General features: G+C 63.9%; 20 protein-coding genes and 1 pseudogene. 12 read left to right on the top strand and 9 right to left on the bottom strand.

Features of this window, described 5'->3' with window-relative positions; translation table 11 throughout:
• Position 1: 1 nt before the first annotated feature.
• Positions 2-1054 (bottom strand): sugar-binding transcriptional regulator, encoded by a 1053-nt coding sequence (locus WDS16_RS24200; protein ID WP_422395711.1) that lies wholly within the window; start codon positions 1052-1054, stop codon positions 2-4.
• An 84-nt stretch (positions 1055-1138) separates the two neighbouring features.
• Between WDS16_RS24200 and WDS16_RS24195 the strand changes: the two genes are divergently transcribed.
• Both WDS16_RS24195 and WDS16_RS24190 read left to right on the top strand, forming a co-directional pair.
• The gene (locus WDS16_RS24195; RefSeq protein WP_338893599.1) at positions 1139-2161 is read left to right on the top strand and encodes an NAD(P)-dependent alcohol dehydrogenase; all 1023 of its coding nucleotides are present in this window, start codon (positions 1139-1141) and stop codon (positions 2159-2161) included.
• Positions 2158-3627, top strand: coding sequence for a mannitol dehydrogenase family protein (locus tag WDS16_RS24190; protein ID WP_338888354.1), 1470 nt, complete (start codon positions 2158-2160; stop codon positions 3625-3627). Before WDS16_RS24195 ends, WDS16_RS24190 begins: the two co-directional genes overlap by 4 nt.
• A 125-nt stretch (positions 3628-3752) precedes the next feature.
• Here WDS16_RS24190 and WDS16_RS24185 read toward each other — a convergent pair whose 3' ends face one another.
• Positions 3753-4403 carry a phosphatase PAP2 family protein gene (locus WDS16_RS24185; RefSeq protein WP_338888353.1) on the bottom strand — a complete coding sequence of 217 codons (651 nt, stop codon included), beginning with the start codon at positions 4401-4403 and terminating at the stop codon, positions 3753-3755.
• A 142-nt stretch (positions 4404-4545) separates the two neighbouring features.
• On the opposite strand from WDS16_RS24185, the gene WDS16_RS24180 reads away from it, so the two are divergent.
• Both WDS16_RS24180 and WDS16_RS24175 read left to right on the top strand, forming a co-directional pair.
• Positions 4546-5895 carry a sensor histidine kinase gene (locus WDS16_RS24180; RefSeq protein ID WP_338888351.1) on the top strand — a complete coding sequence of 450 codons (1350 nt, stop codon included), beginning with the start codon at positions 4546-4548 and terminating at the stop codon, positions 5893-5895.
• A gap of 5 nt (positions 5896-5900) precedes the next feature.
• Positions 5901-6560, top strand: coding sequence for a response regulator transcription factor (locus WDS16_RS24175; RefSeq protein WP_338888350.1), 660 nt, complete (start codon positions 5901-5903; stop codon positions 6558-6560).
• 795 nt (positions 6561-7355) lie between these two features.
• On the opposite strand, the gene WDS16_RS24170 is transcribed toward WDS16_RS24175, so the two are convergent.
• From WDS16_RS24170 to WDS16_RS24155, 4 genes are all read right to left on the bottom strand, one after another.
• Entirely contained in the window at positions 7356-8570 is a 1215-nt protein-coding gene (locus tag WDS16_RS24170) for an L-talarate/galactarate dehydratase (protein WP_338888349.1), read from the bottom strand.
• A gap of 355 nt (positions 8571-8925) precedes the next feature.
• Entirely contained in the window at positions 8926-9831 is a 906-nt protein-coding gene (locus WDS16_RS24165; protein WP_338888348.1) for a 5-dehydro-4-deoxyglucarate dehydratase, read from the bottom strand.
• 5 nt (positions 9832-9836) lie between these two features.
• Positions 9837-11435 carry an aldehyde dehydrogenase (NADP(+)) gene (locus WDS16_RS24160; protein WP_338888346.1) on the bottom strand — a complete coding sequence of 533 codons (1599 nt, stop codon included), beginning with the start codon at positions 11433-11435 and terminating at the stop codon, positions 9837-9839.
• Positions 11436-11444: 9 nt separating this feature from the next.
• Positions 11445-12524 carry a sn-glycerol-3-phosphate ABC transporter ATP-binding protein UgpC gene (locus WDS16_RS24155; protein WP_338888345.1) on the bottom strand — a complete coding sequence of 360 codons (1080 nt, stop codon included), beginning with the start codon at positions 12522-12524 and terminating at the stop codon, positions 11445-11447.
• 151 nt (positions 12525-12675) lie between these two features.
• Here WDS16_RS24155 and WDS16_RS24150 point away from each other — a divergent pair, with 151 nt between their 5' ends.
• Positions 12676-13488, top strand: a complete 813-nt coding sequence (locus WDS16_RS24150; protein ID WP_338888343.1) for an NAD(P)-dependent oxidoreductase — start codon at positions 12676-12678, stop codon at positions 13486-13488.
• 282 nt (positions 13489-13770) lie between these two features.
• A pseudogene (locus WDS16_RS24145) lies at positions 13771-14698 on the top strand (IS5 family transposase).
• A 10-nt stretch (positions 14699-14708) separates the two neighbouring features.
• On the opposite strand, the gene WDS16_RS24140 reads toward WDS16_RS24145, so the two are convergent.
• The gene (locus WDS16_RS24140) at positions 14709-15881 is read right to left on the bottom strand and encodes a hypothetical protein (protein WP_338888341.1); all 1173 of its coding nucleotides are present in this window, start codon (positions 15879-15881) and stop codon (positions 14709-14711) included.
• Between the two features lie 45 nt (positions 15882-15926).
• On the opposite strand from WDS16_RS24140, the gene WDS16_RS24135 reads away from it, so the two are divergent.
• The 6 genes from WDS16_RS24135 to WDS16_RS24110 all read left to right on the top strand — a co-directional run bounded on the left by WDS16_RS24135 (position 15927) and on the right by WDS16_RS24110 (position 22492).
• On the top strand, positions 15927-16961 hold the full coding sequence (locus WDS16_RS24135; protein ID WP_338888339.1) for a hypothetical protein: 1035 nt from the start codon (positions 15927-15929) through the stop codon (positions 16959-16961).
• A gap of 253 nt (positions 16962-17214) precedes the next feature.
• On the top strand, positions 17215-18156 hold the full coding sequence (locus WDS16_RS24130) for a sugar ABC transporter permease (RefSeq protein ID WP_338888337.1): 942 nt from the start codon (positions 17215-17217) through the stop codon (positions 18154-18156).
• A 5-nt stretch (positions 18157-18161) separates the two neighbouring features.
• The gene (locus WDS16_RS24125) at positions 18162-19043 is read left to right on the top strand and encodes a carbohydrate ABC transporter permease (protein WP_201265264.1); all 882 of its coding nucleotides are present in this window, start codon (positions 18162-18164) and stop codon (positions 19041-19043) included.
• A 2-nt stretch (positions 19044-19045) separates the two neighbouring features.
• Positions 19046-20371, top strand: a complete 1326-nt coding sequence (locus WDS16_RS24120) for a sugar ABC transporter substrate-binding protein (RefSeq protein ID WP_338888332.1) — start codon at positions 19046-19048, stop codon at positions 20369-20371.
• A gap of 13 nt (positions 20372-20384) precedes the next feature.
• The gene (locus WDS16_RS24115; RefSeq protein WP_338888330.1) at positions 20385-21545 is read left to right on the top strand and encodes an enolase C-terminal domain-like protein; all 1161 of its coding nucleotides are present in this window, start codon (positions 20385-20387) and stop codon (positions 21543-21545) included.
• 53 nt (positions 21546-21598) lie between these two features.
• Complete coding sequence (locus WDS16_RS24110) at positions 21599-22492, top strand: IclR family transcriptional regulator (RefSeq protein ID WP_338888328.1); 894 nt, start codon at positions 21599-21601, stop codon at positions 22490-22492.
• Between the two features lie 121 nt (positions 22493-22613).
• Here the strand turns inward: WDS16_RS24110 and WDS16_RS24105 are convergent, their stop codons facing one another.
• Complete coding sequence (locus WDS16_RS24105) at positions 22614-23555, bottom strand: 2-hydroxyacid dehydrogenase (RefSeq protein ID WP_338893598.1); 942 nt, start codon at positions 23553-23555, stop codon at positions 22614-22616.
• Positions 23552-24901 carry an enolase C-terminal domain-like protein gene (locus WDS16_RS24100; RefSeq protein ID WP_338888326.1) on the bottom strand — a complete coding sequence of 450 codons (1350 nt, stop codon included), beginning with the start codon at positions 24899-24901 and terminating at the stop codon, positions 23552-23554. Before WDS16_RS24100 ends, WDS16_RS24105 begins: the two co-directional genes overlap by 4 nt.
• Positions 24902-24970 lie beyond the last annotated feature (69 nt).

Raw genomic sequence — 24970 nt, 5'->3', positions numbered from 1 at the left:
GTTACGAACCTTCTTTCGTATGCGCCATCAACCAACGCGCGCTTTCGATATCGGTCACCAATACGGTGGCGAATCCTCCGCGCAGCGCGCCGAGAATCGCCTGATGCTTCTTCTTCCCACCCGAGATCAGAATCGCCCGGTTGCAGTCACGGATGGCGTCGAGACCAACCGATACGGTGCGCCCAGGCAAGGATCCTTCGGTCGGAGTGCCGTCGGGACCGAAGAACCTGCCACCTATCTCGCCGACAGCGCCCAGGTGGTGCAGCTCATCGAGAATCTGAACGTCGAGGAAGCTGCCCTCGAAGAGCGTGGTGGACGTGGACACGGGACCGAGGCCGTACATCATCACGTCGGCCTCGGTCCCGGCCTGCAGGGCGCGTGAGATCACCGAATCCTGTTGCAGAGCAGTCACTGTGGCCGGGTCGGCGTACAGCGGAGCATTGAGGCGAACCGGCCTAGCCTGCAGATATTCGGCGCACCGCCCCAGGGTGTATTCGACGCCGGTCTGGTAGTCGGCCGCACTCATCGAACCGTCGAGCTGGACGACCTGGGCACATTTCACACCCCGAGACCTCAGCGAATGCGCGACGGCAACCGTCTCCGGCCCCCACGTGAATCCCAGGGTGTCGGTTGCACCCAGTCGACGCGAGAGCATTGCAGCAGCCGCACGTCCGAGAGAGCCGTAGCCGTTGTCGGTGCCGTCGATGACATCTGGAACCACCAGCGCCTCGGTGAGACCGAATGCGCGTTCGAGATCACGCTCGATATCGGCGTGGACGGTGCCCTGGAGTTCGTCGGGCACATTGATCTCGATGGTCACCAGCCCGAGGGCCCTTGCCTTGGCGACGAGCCTGCCCGCGGTGGGACGCGAGACACCGAGCTTGACCGCGATCTCGGCCTGTGTCGCTCCTTCCAGGTGATACATCGATGCGGCACGAAGAGCGAGCCGCAGGTCGTCGGTGCTTTTCGACGACCGCTGCGGGCCCGGCACCTCTGGAACCGTTGTGGTCACGACCCGCTCCCTTGACGTCGACCACTCTGAGCAGATGCTCATAGTGTGTTCTTCTGCTCACTAAGCTAACATCAAGGTGTGATCTACACAACACCCACCGATCGAAGGGATCCCGTGTCACAGTCGATGCAGGTCAGTGTTCTCACCGGGCCGCAGGAGATCCGTTTGGAATCTCGGCCGGTTCCGACTCCCGCTGCCGACGAGGTTCTGGTTCGCGTCACAGCGGTCGGCGTGTGCGGTTCGGACGCCCACTACTACCGCGAGGGACGCATCGGAGACCATGTGGTGAACGGCCCGTTGGTGTTGGGTCACGAGGCCGCGGGCGTCGTCGTTGCCGTCGGTTCGGCCGTGGCAGACACTCGAATCGGGCAGCGCGTGTCCATCGAGCCGCAACGCCCGGACCCCACGAGCTCGCAGTCGCGCGCCGGCCGATACAACCTGTGTCCCGCGATGGAGTTCTTCGCGACGCCGCCGATCGACGGCGCCCTGGCCGAGTACGTCCTGATTCAGTCCGTGTTCGCCCATTCGATTCCCGACGAGATTTCCGACGAGGCGGCCGCCCTCTTCGAACCGTTGTCCGTCGGTATCGCGTCGGCGCAGAAGGCGTGCATCACCGCCGGGTCGAGCGTCCTCATCACCGGCGCCGGTCCGGTCGGACTCGTCACCGCTCAGGTCGCCCGCGCATTCGGCGCAACTGAGGTGATCGTCTCCGACATCGACGAGAGCCGACGTTCCAATGCGTCTCGCTTCGGCGCGACTCGCGTCGTCGATCCCGCCGCGACCGACGTACGGAACCTCGAGGTAGATGCGTTCATCGACGCCTCGGGCGCACCGCGAGCCGTCGTCGACGGCATTCACGCGGTCCGCCCTGCCGGTACCGTCGTACTCGTAGGCATGGGCGCATCGGACTACGCGCTGCCGATCTCGCTGATCCAGAACCGCGAGCTCGTTCTGACCGGCGTCTTCCGCTACGCCAATACCTGGCCGATCGCCCGGGAACTGGTGCTCGCCGGACTCGTCGATCTCGACTCGATGGTCACTGCGCGCTTCGATCTCGCGGGCGTCGAGGATGCACTGAACGCCGACACAGTGGCGGGAAGCATCAAAGCTGTTGTCATTCCCGGATTCACGAAGGAGCACGACGCATGAAGTTGAACTCGCACAACCTCGACGACTTCATCGAAGATGTCGCAGTGCCGACCTACGATCGAACCGAGGTGACAGTCGGGATCGTCCATTTCGGGGTCGGCGGCTTCCATCGCGCTCATCAGGCCATGTACGTCGACCGCCTGCTGCAACAGGGTGAGGCGTCGCACTGGGGTATCTGCGGCGTCGGCGTCCTTCCCGGGGATCGGAAGATGAAGGACGTCATGGATGCGCAGAATTGCCTGTACACGTTGACCCTCAAACATCCCGACGGGACGTGGGACACTCGCATCATCGGCTCTATCGTCGAATACCTGTTTGCGCCGGACGACGCCGAGGCAGTGATCGAGAAGATGGCGTCCGAGTCCGTCAAGATCGTCTCACTCACGATAACCGAAGGTGGATACAACTTTTCGGCCACGACGGGTGAATTCGACACCGAGAACCCTGCGATAGTTGCCGACCTCGCAGACGGTGCAACACCGTCGACCACGTTCGGATTGGTCGTCGAGGCGTTGGCGCGACGCAAGAATCGTGGTCTGCAACCGTTCACGATCATGTCCTGCGACAACATCGAAGGCAACGGGCACATGGCGCAGTCGACGTTCACCACGTTCGCGCGCCTGCGCGATCCAGCTCTGGCGGAGTGGATCACGGCCGAGGGTGCATTCCCCAACTCGATGGTCGATCGCATCACCCCCGTCACCACCCCTGAAGTGATACAGGGACTTTCGGATCGATACGCGATCGACGATCAGTGGCCGGTAGCCGGTGAACCGTTCACGCAGTGGGTACTCGAGGACAACTTCACGCTCGGCCGTCCGCCGTTCGAGGACGTCGGAGTACAGGTCGTCGACGACGTCACTCCGTACGAGCTGATGAAGCTCCGGCTGCTCAACGCCAGCCATCAGGCACTCTGCTACTTCGGTTACCTCAGCGGCTACCGGTTGGTGCACGAGGTCGCGCAGGATTCGCTGTTCGCCGAGTTCCTGCTTGCATACATGAACACCGAAGCAACGCCGACGCTCGCGCCCGTGCCCGGCATCGACCTCGACGAGTACAAGAAGACGCTCATCGAGCGGTTCTCCAATCCGGAGATCCGAGACACCGTGGCGCGGCTGTGTGCGGAATCGTCGGATCGAATTCCGAAATGGGTCCTACCTGTGATTCGACAGAATCTAGAGACCGGTGGCGAAATCGCCCTGGCCACTGCCGTCGTGGCCAGTTGGGCTCGCTACGCCGAGGCCGTCGACGAGCAGGGGCAGCCCATCGAGATCGTGGATCAGCTGAAGGATTCACTCGTCCCACTCGCCCGCACACAACACGAGAATCCGACGGCGTTCATTTCCAACCGCGCTGTCTTCGGCGATTTGATCGACAACGAGCGCTTCGTCGCGGAGTACACGAAGCAGCTCGAGTCGCTGCACCTCAATGGTGCCCGGGCGACCCTTCAGTTGCTGCGCGCCTAGAGCGATCTCTCGCCTGCCCGTCACTGTTGCTGGGGCGTAACTTGTTCAGGAATGAAAGTCGCGTCGTCCCGCGGCCCGCTCGATATGCAAGCACGCAAGCATAGAAGGCTGCGGGGGCACGATCACTACGACTCGTGGTCGCGGAGTTGAGGGGACGTCCAGCTGCGCGGCAGACGACCGACCGCCGGACGCAAGAGCACGACGAACAGGGACACGAGCAGGACGGCCAGGGCGAACCCGGAGGCGACGTCGTGCAGATAGTGGACGCCTGCGGCCAGGCGGGAGACACCGACCAGCAGCGCGGCAGGGACCGCGAACCAGGCGGTGCGGGGCACGGAGACGATGCAGGAGGTGGCGAACGCGGCCGCCAGGACGGAGTGATTCGAGGGCCAGGACCAGTCCCCGACTTCGGGGCAGGCCAGAGCTGTGGCCACGTCCCACACGCGGCAGGGGCGTTCCTCGCTCACCAGCAGCTTCACAGCCTCGCTGATCACGTAGGCGATGATCGCGCCGACGCCTCCGCACACGAGCCGCCAAAACGCGGCACGGTCGCGCACCAGGGACCAGAGGGCAAGAAGCCCGGCCAGGGCAACCAGCGCGAGCAGCCCGTAAGAAGCCACGTCCGCGACAACCGAGGCTGCCGCAGAGCCCGCGACAGCCGGGGCGACGGCGAGGTATAAGTCTGCACGTACCGGCCAGGCGAACACGGCCAACAGGGCGAAGAGCCCGGCAATAGGAAGAGCCCGGGCGAGGACGGGCAGAGAGTTCTGAGGCATGTCTTCGACGCTAAAATTCCGCTAGTCCTCGCGAATCAGCCCCACGGTGGCGGTTCTCTACGACCTGGGTCGCAGGCGGGTTCTGCAGATGTCGTACCCGAGGCTGATCCGGATGCGGACGAGACCCAGCAGGATGGATGGCATGACCTCCTCTACGCACACCGCGCTCAGCCTGCTGGGCGTGATTGTCGTAGCCGCTGTCCTCACGCTGCACGCACCTGGTCCGTGGACGACGCTTCTTGCGATCCTGACGGCTCTCGTGTTGGGTGCTGGCCGGCACGGGGCTCGCTGGCTGATGACAGCGGCAGTCGCCGGGACGATCGGGACGGCGTTGATCGCGGCGGCCGGGCTTTCCTCTTGGGCGGAAGGGGCGCGGGAGCTGGTGTTCGCGCTGGCCTGGGTAGGGCTGCCGTGGTTGGCTGGCCTTGCCTGGCGGCTGCGTTCTCAGGTCCGGGCCCAGGCAGCGGAGCAGGCGCAACAGGAACGGCAGCAGCGCCTCGAACGGGAGCAGCGGGAGCGCGACGCAGAGCGTTTGGCGTTGGCAGGGATCCTGCACGACGACCTGGGGCATGCGCTGAGCCTGGTCGCACTGAACCTGGGGAAGCTCGAGCTGGACGAGTCTCAACATGATGCCGCACGGAAGACCGTGGAGACTGCGCGCGAGCAACTCACCGACGCGGTCGGCCGGCTGGGGGCCTCCGTGCGAATGCTGCGCAGCGGGCAGGTGTCCGGTCTGGCCCCTCAGAGCGAGGCAGATCTGGCAGGCCTGGTTGACCAGTTCCGGGCCGCGGGGGCGACGGTCGTTCTCGAAGGCCGCACCGGCTCCGGTGCCGACGAGTCCAGGGTCGTGAGGGTGGTCCGTGAGGCGCTGACGAACGCGGCCAAGCACGCTCCGGGTGCCGCGATCACCCTGAATATCGAGACCACGGCCGACGGGACCGCACGGGTGAAGGTGACCAACCCAGTGGCCGCTGCAGGATCGGAGCCCGGTACGGGGTCTGGTACCGGGCTGAGCGCCCTCGAGCAGGTTCTCACGGACGCCGGCGGTGCTCTCGAGGCTGGATTGCGGGACGACGTGTTTCGAATGGAGGCTCTGGTGCCGCCCGTCGATCACCGGGCAGTCGCCCCAGAGCCGGAGCGGCGTCCCGTCCAGGTCGGACGGCGCACGATGCTCATCGCTGCCGGCCTGGTGGTGTGCTCGGTGGTTGTGCTCGGTGGGCTACAGCTCTTCGCCCAGGCCGAGGCACGTCGTGCTCTGCTGCCCGCCGAGGACTACGCACGTTTGATCCAGGGCATGTCTCGCTCGGACGCCCAAGCCTTGCTGCCCGACCACGAGCTCCTGCCTGTCCCGTCCTCTCCGGCGGGAGTCGAGTGCCACGACTACGCCGTAGAGTCTGACTGGCTGGCAGACCAGTCCGGCGACGTCTACCGAGTCTGCTTCGTCGGAGACCGCCTGGCCTCGACTGCGCTGCTGGCCAGTCAGGGACGATGAGTGTTGTGGAGAATATTGCTGTGCGCGTCCTGGTAGCTGACGACGAGCCCCTGGTGCGAGCCGGGATCGTCGGGCTGTTGGGCACCGACCCCGGCATCGAAGTCGTCGCGCAGGCCGGCGACGGTCAGCAGGCCCTGGACGTACTGCGCTCCCGCCGTGTCGACGTCGCTCTGCTGGACGTGCGGATGCCTGGAACCTCGGGACTGGAGGCCCTGGCCCAGGCCCGGCGCGAGGGCCTCGGCGGGCGGTACGTGTTCGTCACGACGTTCGGCGAGGACGAGTACGTCTCTCAGGCGATCGTGCTCGGGGCCGACGGGTTCGTTCTGAAGGCAGGAAGTCCGCGCGAGTTGCTCATGGCCGTCCACGCTGCGGCATCCGGTGGCGCGTTCTTCTCCCCAGCCGTGGTCCGCCGGGTCCTTGAAGAAAGCCAGATCGCCGGGTTTGGTCAGGCCCAGCAGGCCCGCACGCTGTTCGACCGGCTGACCGCCCGTGAGCAGGACGTGATCCGACTGGTTGGCAGGGGCTGCTCCAACGCAGAGATCGCCGCCGACCTGTTCATGGCCGAGGCCACGGTCAAGACGCACATGACGTCGATCTTGAGGGCCACAGGCGCACGCAACCGGGTCGAGGTCGCGCTCGTCGCGGTACGCGCAAGCGAGGCCTGACCATCACTGAACGGCGCTTTCCAGGTGACCGAGCGCGCTCGATCTCGTTGTAACCGAAGCCACGTCACCACGAAGTACCAGGTGTCACCGAACTGTGCCCGGTAGTCCCGCATCTCCTCGGCATCGAGGTGGGCGAAGCGCCGCTCGTACGACAACCGACCGACAGAGAACCATCGCAAAGCGAACGAGTGCCGCAACATGTGCGCGGTCGCGGCCAACCCGATCGAACCTTCACGCTCGACCCGCCGGTGTGCGGTGACGAACGTGTGCTGCCAACCGTGCGGTATCCGCGGCATGCCGTCCTCGTTCACCCACAGCGACGCCGGGCTCAGCCCGCCGGCATCGTCGTGGAACCGATCCAGCCGCGCGGCCGGGTCGAGGGCGTCCAACGACACCACGGATTTAGCACCGCTGCGGTCGCGGAGTTCGAGCCGGCGGCCACCGAGCATACGAATCACTATCCGGCGCTCCAGGATCCATCCGTACGCAGCAGAAACGGTTGTCCCGCACGCGTCCCATGCCATCGGGCCCACTCCCACAACGAGGGCAACCCCGCCAGCACCGGATCGTCGACGACATCAGCCGACGAACCGGCTGGATTACACCAGAACACCTGCCACCGACAAAGACCGACCATTGCGAACCACCGTATCGGCAGGCACCACGCTGACGACCCGAAATCAGTCAAATCAATTGCAACAACAACACTTCACTGGCTAGAGACCTTCGGCTCCGTGCCCCAGTGGCTCGGTTGGGGCCCCTCGGGGACACTCAACCGTGCCACTGGGGTGGCTCCTACTTGCCGAATTCGGCCGTCCCGATGGTCCAGGCCTTGGCCTGATCGCTGAGGGTGAAGCCGAGACCGGGCCGGTTGGAGAGATGCATTCTGCCATCGCGGGTTTCGAGGTGCTCGTTGAACAGCGGGTCGAGCCAGTCGAAGTGTTCGACCCAGGTCTGCAACGGGTAGACCGCCGCGAGGTGCAGGTGAATTTCCATCGCGAAGTGCGGTGCGAGCTGCAGATTGTGGTGCTCTGCGAGGCCTGCAAGCTTCATGAACTGAGTGATGCCGCCGATGCGCGGAGCGTCGGGCTGGAGGATGTCAACCGATCCTGCTTCGATCAAGCGGATATGCTCACCGACGCTGGCGAGCATCTCACCCGTCGCAATCGAGGTGTCGAAGTTGCGAGCGAGCATCGCGTGCCCTTCGGCGTCGTACGCGTCGAGCGGTTCTTCGATCCAGACGAGATCGAACTGTTCGAGGATGCGGCACATGCGGTTGGCTGTCGGTCGATCCCATTGCTGGTTGGCGTCGACCATGAGCGGTACATCGTCGCCGAGGTGCTCACGAACGGCCGTGACGCGCGCGATGTCTGTTCGCCAATCTGGCTGGCCCACTTTGAGTTTTATGCCGCCGATACCTGCTGCCAACGATGCGGTGGCGTTGTCGAGCACTTCCTCGATCGGCGTATGGAGGAAGCCTCCGGAGGTGTTGTACGTCTGTACCGAATCGCGTGTCGCGCCGATGAGCTTGGCGAGCGGCAGCTGCGCACGCTTGGCCTTGAGGTCCCACAGCGCGACATCGATGGCCGCAATCGCCTGCGTTGCAACGCCACTGCGCCCGACCGACGCCCCGGCCCACTGCAACTTGGTCCATATCTTGCCGATATCGCTGGGATCCTCACCGATGAGTACCGGAGCGATCTCTTTGGCGTGCGCGAACTGCGCGGGGCCACCGGCACGTTTGGAGTAGCTGAAGCCGATGCCTTCGTGGCCCTGCTCGGTCCTGATCTCGGCGAACAGAAAAGCGACTTCGGTCATGGCCTTCTGCCGCCCGGTCAGCACTTTGGCGTCACTGATCGGGTTCTTCAACGGCAATGTGATCGACGACAGAGTCACGTGCGCGATCCGGTCGATCGTTGCGTCACCCGAAGCGAGGGCCTTGATCGCGGCGTCGGGAGCGGTGAGGCCGCTCGTGGGCTTCGAGGCTCTTGTCTCTACGTCGATGGACACTGCGGCTAGTCTCCCTTGATCGGCTGTGGTGGTCTTTGTTCACACGCTATTCCCGAGATCCATTCAAGTCCAAGACTTTTTGTGGATGCATTGATTCAACAACGGCATCACCCAGAAGTGGCACGGTTAAGTGCCCCCTGCGGGCTGTTGCTTTTTGAAGCCAACCGGTTCTGAGGACCGCGAACTAACGCTCTCAGATCGACGGAGAGTGGTTCGAGGGATCAAATCACTCTCCGTCGATTGGCCAACAGTCGTGATTCTCAGGCTTGGCTTTCATTTTGCAACAGCCCGCCTGAGGGACTCAACCGTGCCACTGAGGCCGCAGGACTCAACCTTGGCACTGAGGCCGCAGGACTCAGGCCGCCAGAACCTTCCTGCCCGCAGCGAGGATCTGCTCCAGCGCAAACTTGTCCTTCTCCGTAGCGTCGGTCAGCGGAGCGCGGACGGATCCGGCGTCGATGCCGCTGAACGTGACGCCTGCCTTCACCAGCGCGACGGCATATCCGGGCGTGGTGTCGCGCAGACGGACCAGCGGATGGAAGAACTCGCGATCCAAGGCCTCGACCAGTTCGGTGTTCCCGTCTTCCAACGCCCCGTAGTACGCGAGCGCCACATCGGGCGCGAACGCGAATGTCGCCGACGAGTACAGCGTCACCCCGATACTCCGGAACGCCCGCTGCGACACCTCCGCGGTCGGGAGGCCGTTGAAGAACTGGAACTCTTTGTCGCCGATACCATCACGAATGGTCCGAACGATCCTCGACGTCAGATCCAAATTTCCGACGCCGTCCTTGAACCCGATCACCTTCGGTAGCAGTGCCACGGCAAGCGCGCTCGCCTCGGTGAACTGCCCGTTCGCCCGGTGGTAGACGATGACCGGAAGTTCGCTGACATCCGATACCTGACGTACGTACTCGACGAGTCCAGCGGCGGGCGACCCGACGAGGTACGGCGGAAGCAACAGAATGCCGTCCGCGCCCGCCTCCGATGCGATCGTCACCAGTTCCTTGGCGATCGGCAAAGCCCCACCGGCTCCGGCGAACACCGGGACGCGGCCGGCGACCGCTTTCACCGTCGTTTCGACCACGACACGAAATTCAGCGGGCGACAGCGCATGGAATTCGCCTGTGCCGCAGGCGGTGAACACCCCGCCGGGGCCTGATGCGACGCCTGCCTCGATATGGGCGGTCAAAGCCGCGGTGTCGACATTGCCGTCGGTGTCGAACGGTGTCACGGGAAAGAACAGAACTCCAGCAAGCATTGTCGTCACTCCTGAGTGAGGCTGCCGTCGATGCGGCGCCAGATCTTGTCGGGGTTGCCGTCGGCGATCGCCGACGGAAGTAGTGCAGAGGGCACGTCCTGATAGCTGACGGGCCTGAGGAACCGATCGATCGCAAGGCTGCCGACCGAGGTCGTGCGGGAGTCACTCGTCGCAGGGAACGGTCCGCCGTGCACCATCGCATGACCGACCTCGACGCCGGTGGGCCAGCCATTGAACAGAATTCGGCCAACCTTGCGTTCCAACTTCTCGACGAGCACTTCGGCATCGGGCAGGTCGGTGTCGGTGGCATGGATGGTGGCGGTGAGCTGTCCTTCGAGACCCTTCACTACATCCAGCAATTGATCGAGGTCCTTGCACCGGACTACGAGTGACGTAGCTCCGAACACCTCCGCGTGCAGCGATGGGTCGGCCAGAAAGTTCTCGGCATCGGTGACGAGGAGTTCTGGTACCCCTTGGGACACGCACGAACCAGGTTGCCCGGTAGCGACGGAGTCGACGTCCCCGTGGTTTCGGAGCGCCTTCTGTCCTGACGCGTAGGCTGCAGCAATTCCCGGTGTCAACATCGCGGCCCCGGTGGAAGAACCGACCGCGTCCGACGCAGAGCGGAGGAACTCGCTCAGTTCTGCACCCACGACGGCGAACACGAGGCCGGGGTTGGTGCAGAACTGACCGGATCCGAGCGTCAGCGATACCGCGAAGCCTGCCCCCAAAGCGGCCGCGTCGGCACACAACGCGCCGGGCAACAGAAAGACCGGATTGATGCTGCTCATCTCCGCATATACAGGGATAGGAACGTCGCGTCCTGCTGCCGCCCGCGCCAAAGCCATGCCGCCACCGCGTGATCCGGTGAATCCGACGGCGGCGACGGCCGGGTCGGTGACGAGTTCGACGCCGATGGTCTGGCCGAGTCCGTAGATCAGTGAGAACGTGCCTTCGGGCAGACCGTGTTCGACGACGGCAGCCGCTATCGCCCGGCCGACCAACTCGGACGTTCCGAGGTGGGCGTCATGCGCTTTGACGATAACTGGACAGCCGGCCGCGAGCGCCGACGCCGTGTCGCCTCCTGCGACCGAGAAGGCCAAGGGGAAGTTGCTGGCCGCGAACACGACGACCGGCCCGAGAGGTATGTTGCGCAGCCGAATATCGCTGCGCGGAGCTGGTTTACGATCAGGCTGCGCGGGGTCGATGCGCGCACCGTTCCAGCTTCCTTCACGGAGTACTGCGGCGAAGAGCCTGAGCTGACCGGTGGTGCGTCCACGCTCACCTAGTAGCCGTGCTCGTGGCAGGCCGCTCTCGGCGGACGCTCGGTCGATCAATTCGTCACCGAGGTTGTCGATGTTGTCGGCGATGGACTCGAGGAAGCGAGCTCGTGCTTCCGACGTGGTCCGACGGTAGATGTCGAAGGCCTCGTCGGCCAACGCGGTGGCGTCGCGCACGTCTTTCGAGGTCGCGTAATGGAAGGTAGGCCCGAGAGTGTCGCCGGTGGACGGGTTCAGGGCCTCGATGGCGTCGCCTGCACCCGTTCTAGCCCTGCCGCCCACCAGAAATTCGCCGGTGATGGATGTGTTGATTGCCGTGGTCATCGAATGCTCCTAGTCGACGAGGCGTTCGCCGGTGACGGTCGAGAACAGGTGAGTGCGCTCGGCCGCGTAGGACAGGGTGATCTTCTCGCCGCGACGAGGCGGGATCCGGCCGTCCGCGCGGACGACGATGGGCTGCTTGGTCCCGTTGATGTCGGCCTGCCCGTAGACATAGGCGTCGGCGCCGAGCTCTTCCACGACGTCGATGGTGACTTCGAGGCCCGGTCCGGTCGTGAGTTCGAGGTCCTCGGGACGGACACCGAGGGTGACCAAGCTTTCGCCGATACCCGCGACGGCCGCGCGCGGAACGGGGACAACCTCCCCTCCGAAGCGGACCCCACCGTCGACGAGAGGCAGTTCGAGAAGGTTCATGGCAGGCGAGCCGATGAAACCGGCGACGAACACGTTGTTCGGGTGCTCGTACATGCGGCGCGGGGTGTCGCACTGCTGCAGCACTCCGTCCTTGAGGACGGCGACGCGGTCACCCATCGTCATGGCCTCGACCTGGTCATGGGTGACGTAGACGGTGGTGGTCGCCAGACGCCGCTGCAACGCCGAGATCTGCGCGCGAGTCTGCACACGCAGCTTGGCGTCGAGGTTGGACAGCGGCTCGTCCATGAGGAAGACCTGCGGCTTGCGGACGATCGCACGTCCCATCGCAACGCGCTGACGCTGACCGCCGGACAGTGCCTTGGGCTTGCGATCGAGAAACTTGGTGAGGTCGAGGATCTTGGCGGCATCCTCGACGCGACGCTTGATCTCGGCTTTGTCCTCACCTGCGATGCGGAGTCCGAAGCCCATGTTCTCCCCCACGGTCATGTGCGGGTACAGCGCATAGTTCTGGAAGACCATCGCGATGTCGCGATCCTTGGGCTGGAACTCGGTGACGTCGTTGCCGCCGATCGTGATGGCGCCGCGATCGACGTCTTCGAGACCCGCGAGCATTCGGAGTGACGTCGACTTGCCGCAGCCCGACGGTCCGACGAGGACGAGGAACTCGCCGTCCTCGATGGCGAGGTCGAGCTGGTCGACAGCGGGCTTGTCACCGCCGGGGAAGAACTTGGTGACGTTCTCGAACGCAACAGTTGCCATGATGGGTGTGCTCCTTCACCGGCAGGAACGTGCCGGACGATCCGAGTCAGGTGTTCATGTATGTGAACTTAGGTCAAGATGATGACTTCGTTTCGAACTATGCACTAACGTGATGCGCAGCACAAGACTTTTCGACGAGAAGCGAGGAAACATGACACGGCTTTTGATCACCGGCGCCGCCGGAAACATGGGAAAGATGCTTCGCCCGTTGCTGCGTAGACCGGATCGCCCACTTCGGCTTTTCGACATCGCCGAGATCAGCGATATCGATTCCGCTACAGAGGAATTCGTCCAGGGATCGGTCACCGACCGGGAGGCCGTGGCCCGCGCGGTCGACGGCGTCGACGCCATCCTGCACCTGGGCGGACTGAGCACCGAGGATTCCTGGGCCAACATACTGTCCGTGAACGTCGACGGATCGCAGGCCGTCTTCGAGGCCGCAGTCGCGCACGGGGTCACCCGAGTTGTCGCCGCGTCGAGCAATCACGCGGTGGGTTTCTGGACGCACGAAGAAGCAGGCGGCGAGGCCTTGGCCGGTGACGTCGGGCCTCGTCCCGATGGTTTCTACGGCTGGTCGAAAGCTGCGGTCGAGGCACTGGGGAGGCTGTATCACGACCGCTTCGGCATCGACGTCGTGAACCTCCGTATCGGATCGAGCTTCGAGAAGCCGCCGAACTACCGCGGCTTGGCCAGTTGGATGTCGCCGGCAGACACAGCGCGCCTCATCGAGGCATCACTGTCCGACAGCGCCAAGGGATTTCACACCGTGTGGGGAATCTCGAACAACTCGCGCGCCTGGTGGTCGGGTGCACAGGGTGAAGCGATCGGTTACGAACCCCAGGACGATGCAGAACAGTTCGCGGAGGAATTCCTCGCCGAGCACGAATGGACCTTCGACGATCCGATCCTCCAGCGCGTCGGCGGTGCCTTCTGCGACCATCCCCTCGGTCAGCGCATGCGCTGAGCAGGCGGTTTTGGGGGTTTGCCCGGGGGTGACCGAATGTCTGTTTCGGTCACCCCCGGGGTGAGCGAATGTCCCATTCGGTCTCCGGCAGTGAACGAATGTCCGTTTCAGTCACTCAGAGTGTGCGAATGTCTCTTTCGGTCACCCAAGCGCTAGCGAATGTCTCTTTCGGTCACCTCCGAGGCGAGCGAATGTCCCATTCGGTCACCTCCGGACCGCCGCTCTCCCCTCGCTAGAGCGTGTCTCCCAAATTTGAGAGGTGCTGTCAGCGATGATATTTCGATGACGCGCGTGGGAGTGATCAGTGACGAGTTCTGGGAGATCGTCGAGCCAGTGATACCCACCGACGTGGGAAAACGTGGGCGGCGGTTCGCCGAGCACCGGCGAATTCTGGAGGGCATCGCATACCGATTCCGTACCGGGTGTCCGTGGCGAGATCTGCCGGAGGACTTCGGTCCGTGGCAGACGGTGTGGAAACGCCACCACCGATGGTCCTTCGATGGCACCTACGACGAGATGCTTGCCGCGGTGGCCGAGGTGTTCGGTCTCGACCCGGAAGAACTCGACGGCGATATCGGGGCGGTGCTCTCGATCGACTCGACCAGCGTCCGGGCGCATCAGCATGCGGCCGGTGCGCGAGCCGACACTCTCACAGGGGGCCTTGTCGAATTACAAGAAATCCGTCGACGAACCCGCTGACCACGCGTTGGGTCGATCTCGCGGAGGATTCACCACGAAGATCCATGCACTGACCGACCTGACGTGCTCGCCGGTGACGATGCTGCTGACCGGTGGGCAAGCCGGGGACAATCCACAGTTGGTGCCGTTGCTCGATGCCCACCGAGCTGCCGGTGGGGACCAGGACTACCGATTGCTCGCCGACAAGGCGTACACCCATCCCAGTACCCGCACCGAACTGCGTCGCCGCAAGATCAAACACACCATTCCCGAGCGCAGCGACCAGAAGCAGCGACGGGCCGACAAGGGGTCCGCCGGTGGTCGTCCACCGGGTTTCGATCCGACGATGTACAAGCACCGCAACACCGTCGAGCGTGGCTTCGGGCGGCTCAAACAGTGGCGTGGTGTGGCCACTCGATATGACAAGTACGCCATGACATTCCTCGGGGGCGTTGTCCTGTGCGCGGCAGTTCTGCACTCCCGCAACCACAACCACCGCCCGGCGATGAAAACGAAAACGGACCCAATTTAAGAGACACGCTCTAGGCGTACTCGCGAACGATCGAGCCGAGGGCATCGAGTTGAGGCTGGTTGACGAGTCCGAGGTGGTAGAGGTGCAGCTCGTTGACCCCCGCCTCGACTGTGGCCGCGACGTGGGCTCCGACCTCGTCGAGCTTCTTCGGCGGCAGAACCGACACGTACGCACCGACGGCAACGTCCTCGCCGACCAGGGCGCGCGTCTTTTCCACGACAGACACCGTCTCGGCAGTCCCCGGCCATGCCGACACCAACACTGCGTCGATGTTCACAGCAGCGGTCGAGGTCAATGCGGGCGATGGGCCCGTCTTCCACGGATCAGGGTGTCCGTGCAGCGTGACGCGAACATCTGGGATCTCGGCTCGGACAGCTCCAAGAACCTCACCGCGAAGGAGGTCCGCGTCGGCATGCCGCACCGCCAACACAGCGGCAGCCTCGTCACCAGCAAGAACGTCATCGATCGTCGAGGAGGAGGACAACGTCCCGCCCGACAACGCGTCGATCCCGTCACGCAGCTTGGCGACGATCTTGTCCGAGTCGACTCCGCGCTCCGCCCAGGCCCCGAGCTCACGAGGGGTGCAGCTGATCGACATCAAGGTGTCGCCGATGCCGGGGTACGCACCGTCGGTCTTCTCGTGCGGGCCGACGTGCGCGAACCCCAGTTGACCGGCCGCCTCGATGGATACTCCGGCCAGTTCGACGCCCCGTACAGCTTCCGCGGCAAGGGTGCGTGCGTAGGCGACGATGTCAGGGTGACCAGGGGAAAGTGCATACGGGTAGCGGTCGCCAAACGCGTTGACCACAGTAGCGTCGGGATACGCGTGACCGAGAATAGTGCTGTGCGACAACACGATCCATGCGTGTACCGTGATACCTGCCGCGATCAACACTGCAGCGGCGTCGCCGAACGCGTCCTCGGCGCCAGCCCACGATGCCGTTCGAGCAGCAACGGCAAGCCCGTCCCATGCCTCCGAGCGCAATGGCCGATACAACGCCGCATGATGGGCGTCGACGACCTTGTGCGATGGGTGCAACGGTGTCGCGGCCCTGGTCGAGTGATAGCTGGCGGCAAGCGCAATCTCAAGGATGCCGAGCGCGTGCACGCGGTCGACGAAGTGCGGATCGCCGAGCACGTCCCATGGATATGCGTGCGCGACGATGCGATCGACAGAGGTCATTGAGCGGCCCTTCAGAGTATTCAACAGACAGAACGGGGTTCACACATGGGAACACATTCAGGCGTGAACTGTCCACGATCCGCGCTACGAACAGACATCCTGCAAGCCCTCGGCGCCAGTGACGACCTGCCCCAAGACCTTCTCGAGCCCGAATACGGCCCAACCTGGACGCGCGACGGCATCGATGGGGTCGAGCTGACGTGGACCGTCCCCGACCAGAGCACGGCAACCGAAGCATGGTTCCTGAAACCCGCAACGACCTGCAGCGGCGACCTGCCCGCAGTCCTCCTCATGCACGGTCACGACGGGACGAAGTTCTACGGCAAGGAGAAGGTCGCCGACGGTCCGGACGGGCCCGCTCCCGGCATCCCCGAACTGCGAAAACACGCGTACGACGGCCGATCCGTCGCAGCAGGGCTCGTCGCCGCCGGCTTCGCAGTGCTGGTTCACGACGCGTTCCCATGGGGAAGCCGCCGCATCCGATGGGACGAAATGCCCGAACGCGCGCGCAAGGCCGCCGATATGGACGAACGCCGATACGAAGCCGCCGCCCGCGAGCACGAACACGGCCTCGCCAAAGTTGCTGCGCTGACGGGATCCTCCCTGGCCGGGCAGGTGCTGCACGAAGACCTCGTCGCACTGAACGTCCTACGCAGCCTCCCTGGCGTCGACCCCTCACGTATTGCGACCACCGGGTTCTCCGGAGGCGGCGCACGCGTCACACACCTACTGGCTGCGGCCGACGTGACGGCAGCCGTTGTCACCGCGATGACCAGCACGTTCATCGATATTGCCGACGGTCATGCCGACGACACCACCTGGCTGATGATCACTCCCGGCCTGCCGGCTGTGTGCGATTGGCCCGATGTGGTCGCGTCCGGATTCCCGACGCCTCTGCTGGTGCAATTCGCCCGGGACGACACACATTTCGGAATCGAAGGGATGCGCGATGCCGAGGCTGCACTCGAGCGAGCGTATGCAGGTACCGAAGCCCTGGTCACGCAGTGGTTTTCGCACGGCCATCAGTTCTCGACGGAGATGCAGGACGAAGTGGCCCTCTGGCTGCAGCGGCACGTATGACCGAGCACGCTTGACATGTCTTGTGACTGCCGTCATAGTGAATCGAAGAATTCACATAGAAGACGTGAGTTCATATATATGAACGGACGATGATGGGCGAGAGAGACCCGAACGACGCGCGTGCAGCGCGAACCTCGTGGATCACTCGCTTCGCGTTCGACTTTGAACCCAGCAGCCTCCGGCAAACAAGCCGAGACACAAGACCCCAGACCGCCGGTCCCCACCGGCCCGACATACTCGGAGCGTCCCTGAAATGGTCACCACCACACCACCGAGATCGGGAGGCAAGCAGGCGCCCGCCGCCCCAGCCCCGATCCGCAAGAAGCGCCGCATCTCGGCGCCGTACATCCTCATCGCCCCGGTTGTCGTTCTGCTCGCGGTGTTCATCTTCTACCCGGTCGGTAGCGTCTTCTACTACAGCCTTCAGTTCTACAATCCGACAACACCGTGGGACAACGGTTTTGCCGGCCTCGAGAACTTCAAGCTCATGTTCGCCGACGACGCCTTCTGGAACAGCTTGGTCGTCACGGCCAAGTGGGTTGGCGTCCAGGTCGTCTTCCAGCTGATCCTCGGTCTCGGACTGGCACTGCTCGTCAACGAGGTCTTCCGCGGACGCGGACTTGCCCGCGCACTGGTGTTCTCGCCGTGGGCCGTCTCCGGCGTGCTCACCACGGGCATCTGGCTACTGATCTACAACCCGTCGACAGGCTTGTTCAAGCTGCTCGGCAACATGGGCATCGGCGACGGTACCGCCGCTCCCATTGCAGATCCCGACACCGCGTTCTGGGCAACGAGCGTTGCTGAATTGTGGCGCGGCGTGCCCTTCTTCGCGATCCTGATCCTCGCCGAACTGCAGAGCGCCCCAAAAGACCTCTACGAGGCTGCGAACGTCGACGGCGCAAACCGTTGGCAGCGCTTCCGTTTCGTCACACTCCCGCACCTCAAGGCAGTCATCATCCTCTCGACACTGCTTCGCGGTGTGTGGGAGTTCAACAACGTCGACCTGCTCTACACACTCACGGCAGGTGGCCCAGCGGACGTGACAACGACACTGCCACTCTATGTTTCGCAACTCGCCACCACCGCCCAGGACTTCGGATACGGCTCGGCCCTGACCACCGTGGCATTCGTGATCCTGCTCTTCTGCTCGATCCTCTACTTGCGCCTGAGCAAGTTCAACAGCGACAAGGCCTGAGATACATGACCACTACAGCCGATCGACCGGTGATCACCTCCCCGGCAAGCGACTCCCACAACGAACTGCGCGTGCATACCAAGAAGCCTCGCTTCTTCAGCGTCGGATTCCCGCTCGCGCTCTACCTCCTCTTCACGCTCGTTCCGTTCTACTGGATGATCGTGTTCGCGTTCAGGCCAGCAGGCTCGAACAGCATGCTCCCCTGGCCCATCACGTTCGACCACTTCGACACCGTGTGGAACACCCTCGGCTTCAGCTTCTTCTTCAAGAACTCGCTCATCGTCGCGGGACTCTCGCTCGTCCTGACGACCTTCGTCGCACTCGCCACCGGATATGCGTTGGCGCGCTTCAAGTTCCGCGCCAAAATCCCACTGGTGATGGCGCTGCTGTGCAGTCAATTCGTACCAGGTGCGATGCTGCTGATCCCCCTGTTCCAGGTGTTCCGCGAGATGGGCCTGGTGAACAACCTCTTCGGCCTCATCGTCGCAGACACGGTGTTCCAGCTTCCCCTCGCCGCAATGCTGATGGCCGGTTTCATTTCGCAGATCCCGGTGGAGTTGGAAGAAGCAGCGATGGTCGACGGATGTTCGCGGCTCAAGGCATTTCGCCTCATCATGTTGCCGCTGCTACGGCCGGGGCTCATCGCCGTCGGTTCGTTCGCCTTCATCGGTAGCTGGAACAACTTCCTCTTCGGCCTGATGTTCATCAGCAGCCAGGAGAAGTTCACGTTGCCAGTCGGTTTGAGCTACACCATCGGCTCCTACAACGTCGACTTCGGTGTCCTCGCGGCCGGCGGACTCATCGCCGCAGTGCCCGTCGTAGCCGTCTTCGCCGTCATCCAGAAGTACCTCGTCCAGGGCCTGAGCGCCGGAGCGGTGAAAGGCTGATCATGAGAAACACACACCTGACCCGTCGGACGTTGCTCATCGGTGCCGTCGCTGCGCTCGTTCTCGCTGGGTGCAGCTCGGAGACCTCCTTGCTCGACGGCGCACTCGGCGATCCGAACAGCGGAACCCTCACCTTCTGGGACAACAATGCCGGCCCCGACCGAACACCGCTGTACGAAGAGCTGATTCGCCGCTTCGAGACCGCAAACCCCGGTATCGACATCGAGTACGTCGGACTTCCCTCGGACAGTGCTCAGCAGAAGTACCAGACGGCGCTTGCCGGTGGATCGGCCCCCGACCTCGGCATCGTGTCGACGGCGTATCTTTCCCCGCTCGTCGCGCAGAATGCAGTGATTCCATTGGACGACTTCCTCGCTGCGTCACCGAGGAAGGACGAGTACGACCCGAAGATCATCGAGTCCGCCAAGGAATCCGGCGGCGGCGATATTCTGTACGGCCTGCCGTTTACCAGTAACAACGCCACGCTCTGGTACCGCGCAGACTGGTTCGACGAAGCCGGACTCCAGCCTCCCGACACCTGGGACGAGTTCTACGAGGCCGCAGACGAACTCACCGACAAGTCCGCCGGCCGCTACGGCTTCACCATCCGCGGCGGCGCCGGTTCGATCTACCCACTGCTGCAGCATATGTTCGCCACCACGGGCATCGAGAACTTCTTCGACGGCAGCGAGTCGACGCTCAACCGTCCGGAGATGGTAGAGGCCATCGAGCGATTCGCAGCACTCTACGACGTCGACACACCCACTGCGGACGTCAACAACGGCTTTCCTCAGATGGTGGCCAGCTTCGGCGGCGGGTCGGTTGCAATGATGCAGCACAACCTCGGATCTCTCAGCAATCACAAGAAAGCACTCGGCGACAAGGTCGGTGCGGTTGCGCTCCCACTGGCGGACAACGGCGTTCGCACGGTGATGACGGACCCGTTCCCGTCGTACACCGTCTTCAAATCCAGCCAGCACCAAGCTGCGGCGTGGAAGTTCCTCGAGTTCATGACGTCTCCGGAGTCGCAGGCGTACTGGAACGAGAACGTCGGACAGATTCCGGTCAACACTGTCGCTCGTTCGGCGCCGTCGTTCCAGGCGATGCCGTCGGTGCAGGCAGCGCAGGCTGCACTCGACGATCCGAAGACCGTTCTCGTGACGCCGCCGGACTACTTGCCCGACTTCGGCAAGATCGTCCAGGTTCAGATGCTCGGCCAGTGGCAGAAGGTGCTCATCGGTCAGCTCAGCGCCCAGGATTTCGCCGACGACTTCGCCGAGAAGCTCAACCGCAGCAAGGCCAAATACGATGCCCGTCAGGGCAAATAGGGGATAAGACACCATGTCCAGCGTCATCACGGAAGTTGCCGTGCAGGTGTTCAAGACGGAGGCGCGCACTGCGGTCGACTCGTACGGACATCGTCATCCAGGGCCATCGATACAGACGACGCAGGCCGTGCTCCGTATCACCGATTCCGACGGAGTCAGCGGGTATGCACTCGGCAAGGCGAATTACCTTCGTCAGGATCAGGTGGAGCAGTCGTTCCGCGCAGTCCTGATCGGCACCGATCCATTGGCCCGCGAGGCGATCGAGAAGAAGTTCGCCATCCGGCAGCGCACCAAGGCCGTCGAACTGCCCGAGCACACGCTCAGCTACATCGACCAGGCCCTGTGGGACCTGGCGGGCAACAAGTTCGACACCCCGGTGTGGAAGTTGCTGGGCGCTGCGCGTTCGGAAGTGAAGGCCTATGCGAGCACGATGTGCGGTGACGAGACCCCGGGCGGACTGTCCTCACCCGAGGACTACGCGGCCTTCGCCGTCGAACTGAAGGCCCGCGGCTACCAGGGCATCAAACTGCACACCTGGATGCCGCCGCTGCCAGGGGCTCCCGACGTCCACCGCGACATCGACGCCTGTGCTGCGGTGCGCGACGCCGTCGGACCCGGTTTTTCTCTGATGCTCGACGGTTATCACTGGTATTCGCGTACCCAGGCTCTCACGCTCGGCCGTGAACTCGATCGACTGAAGTTCGACTGGATCGAAGAGCCGATGGACGAGTTCTCGCTGCGCTCGTACAAGTGGCTCGCCGACCAGATCGACACGCCTGTCATCGGGCCGGAGACCACACCGGGCAGGCACAGGTCGCGCTCGGAGTGGATCGTCAACGAAGCCTGCGACATTCTGCGGGTCGGCGCGATGAACGGGGGCGGCATCACGCCTGCTCTCAAGACCGTGCACATGGCAGACGGGTTCGGGCTCGACTGCGAGATCCACGGCAACGGTGCCCCCAACCTCGCACTCGTCGGCGGCGCGCCCAATATCCAGTGGTACGAGCGGGGCCTGTTGCACCCCCACACGGACTACGACTGGGTTCCGCCACACGTGAAATCCATCGTCGATCCCATCGACGAGAACGGCATCGTGCGCATGCCCGACCGCCCTGGCCTGGGAGAAGAGATAGATTTCGAGTACATCTCCGCCAACCTCGTTCAGGAATACTGAGCTACATGGCGTCCAGGGGTGTAACTGCGTTCCATATGAGGGACACTGTCCTCATGGTGAACGACGTCAAAGCGGTTACTCCCGGATCTTCTGGTCATTCCGCAGGCTCCACTCCCGGATCTTCTGGTCATTCCGCAGGCTCCACTCCCGGATCTTCTGGTCATTCCGCAGGCTCCACTCCCGACACCCAGCCGGTGAAGTCTGCCGAACGGACCATCCACATCCTCGAGACGCTGGCGGCCTCGCCGACGCGGATGAGTCTGGGTGAGCTGCAGGAGGCGTGCAAGTACCCCCGATCGTCCTTGCACGCGCTCCTGCGCACCCTGAAGGACCTGCGGTGGATCGAGGCCGACGAGTCGGGTTCGCGCTACGGCATCGGCACTCACGCCCTGTTGACCGGCACGTCGTATCTGGACAAGGATTCCGTGGTCGGGCGCGCCGCGGCGGTGCTCGAAGCGCTTCGCTCGGACGTTCGCCACACCGTTCACTTCGCGCGGCGCGACGAGGACCACGTCATCTACCTCGCCAGCCGAGGGTCGAAGCTGGAAGTCCGCCGAATGCACCGCGTCGGCCGCAAGTTGCCCACCCATGTCACCGCGCTGGGTCAGGCGTTGCTCGCGGAGCTCACCACCGACGAAGTCACCCGGCTCCTTCCGAAGACTCTGGAGCGGTACACCGACGACACCATCGTCGACCGCGACGCGCTCATTGCCGAACTCGCCGAGGTCCGCAGGCGCGGATGGTCACTCGAACAGGAACAGGGCACGGTCGGCGTCGTCTGCATCGCCACCGTCGTGCCGTACCGGATCCCCGCCACCGATGCGCTCAGCGTGTCCATGCCGGCGGAGGTGGCGTCGTATCCCGGAGAACTGGAGCGTATCGCCGGCGTCCTGACCACACACGCCGACGCCTGGGCTCGCGAACTCCGGACCGAAGGAGTGCGGTAGGCGCCTCCGCGCCAGTGGCACGGTGGGCGCTCCGCGCCAGTGGCACGGTGGGCGCTCCGCGCCAGTGGCACGTTTGAGTGCCCTGCAGGGGCCCTAATCACGCCACTGGTGGCGACGCCCGTCAGCCGGAGAGCCGCCCAATGTTTGCCGCCATATCCGCGACCCGCCCGACGAAGGTGTGGTGGGTGACGCCCGAGGAATGCGGCGTCATCAGGATGTTCTCCAGGTCCGCGAACGGCAGTGTGCTCGGCTGGCCGACACCATCGGCACCGGGGTACTGGTACCAGACGTCGATGGCGGCCGCCGCAATTACGTTTCGAGACAACGCATCGAACAGCGCCTGCTCCTGAACCAGCGGCCCCCGGCCCACGTTGACAACAATGCCGTCACGTCCGAGCCTTCCCAGCTCGTCTGCACCGATCATCCCGCGCGTCTTGTCGGTCAGCGGTGCAGACACCACGACGATGTCGGCCCAGTCCATCAAGGTTCCGAGCCACGACGCGTCAGCGCTCCACTCGAGACTGTCCGACGACGCATTGCCGCTGCCGGTGACGGCCGCACCGTGGGCTCCGAAGGCTTCGAAGAGCCTCCACGCCCGCTGACCGATGTGCCCGAATCCGACGAATCCCACCCGGGAGCCGTTGAGCGACAACGGTTGCGCGATGGACGGGTCGTAGACCGACGTCTGGAACACCCCGGTCCGCAGCGCACGATCCTGCGCCAAGATTTTACGACGGAGCATGACGGTGGCCGAGACGATGTACTCCGCGATCGACTGCTCGTGATGGAAGGTGTTGCACACCTGCACATCCGGTCCGAGACCCGACCGTTCGACATTGTCCGTTCCGGCCCCTGCGACGTGCACCATCTTCAATGCAGGAGCGGCGGCGCCCATCGCCGCGCTGAACTTGCCTCCGACGTACACGTCGGCATCGGCCAATTCGGCGATAGCTCTGGATTCATCGAAAGGGACGACCCACACAACCTCGGCTCGATCCGGCAACGCCTTCTCGAACTCGGCCCGGTGCGGCAGTACATTCCGATCGCCGACGACAACCTTCATCGCACGAGCGCTGGGCGCTTGCTGTCGAAGGCCCATCCATCGATCAGATACTGCATTCCGATGGAGTCGTCGCGTGCGCCGAGGCCCTCACGCTGATACAGCTCGTGTGCAGCGTCGACGCGGTCCCAATCCAGTTCGACTCCGAGGCCGGGCTTGTCGGGGACCGTCAGGAATCCCCCTTCGATCTCGAAGGGCTCCTTGGTCACTCGCTGGCCGTCCTGCCAGATCCAATGCGTGTCGATAGCGGTGATGTTCCCCGGCGCAGCAGCTGCGACGTGAGTGAACATAGCGAGTGAGACGTCGAAATGGTTGTTGGAATGCGATCCCCACGTCAGTCCCCAGGCGTCGCACAGCTGCGCAACACGCACGGAACCGTTCATCGTCCAGAAGTGCGGGTCTGCCAACGGAATGTCGACGGCGCCGGAGCGAATGGTATGGCCCATCTCCCGCCAGTCGGTGGCGATCATATTGGTGGCGGTCGGCAATCCCGTCGCGCGCTTGAACTCCGCCATCACTTCGCGGCCGGAGAAACCGCCTTCGGGCCCCACCGGGTCCTCGGCGTAGGCCAGCACATCGCGCAAACCGCGGCAGGTCTCGATCGCGTCCTTCAGAAGCCATCCGCCGTTGGGATCCAACGTGATTCGCGCGTCCGGGAATCGCTCGGCCAGTGCCGTCACGGCCGCAGCCTCCTCCGCCGCCGGGAGCACACCGCCCTTGAGCTTGAAGTCCTGAAATCCGTAGCGGGCTTGCGCGGCTTCGGCGAGGCGCACGACGGCGTCGGGAGTCAGCGCCACGGAGTGACGGATGCGTGACCACTCGTCGGAGCCTGCGGCCTCGTCCGCAGGTGTGCGGTACGCCAGATCCGTCTTGCCTGCATCGCCGACGAAGAAGAGGTAACCGAGCGCCTGAACCTTCTCGCGCTGCTGCCCGTCACCGAGCAATGCAGCAACACTGACGCCGAGGTGCTGACCGAGCAAGTCCAGCAAAGCCGATTCCACGGCGGTGACCGCATGAACAGCGATACGCAGGTCGAACGTCTGCGCACCGCGGCCACTGGAATCGCGATCGGCGAACGCCGACTTCATCGACGCCAAGATCGCGTTGTACTTACCGATGCTCGCGCCCTCGACCAGCGGCCGAGCATCGTCGAGGGTTTTCCTGATCGGCTCTCCGCCCGGAACTTCCCCGACACCGACATGGCCGTTCGAGTCGGTGAGAACAACGAGGTTCCTGGTGAAGTACGGGGCGTGCGCTCCACTGAGGTTGAGCAGCATGCCGTCGTGGCCCGCAATGGGAACAACCCGCATCTCGGTGACGACGGGGGTGGAGGTGTTACGCGCGTTCATGACAGAACCTTCCGTGTGCGTGACTCGGCTCACACGAACCCTAAGGTTTCCGGCCGATGCATGTCCAAG

This window comes from Rhodococcus sovatensis (assembly GCF_037327425.1).
Lineage (GTDB): Bacteria > Actinomycetota > Actinomycetes > Mycobacteriales > Mycobacteriaceae > Rhodococcoides > Rhodococcoides sovatense.
Note: the sequence above shows the minus strand (reverse complement) of the source record. Positions and strands in the feature narration are given on the sequence as shown.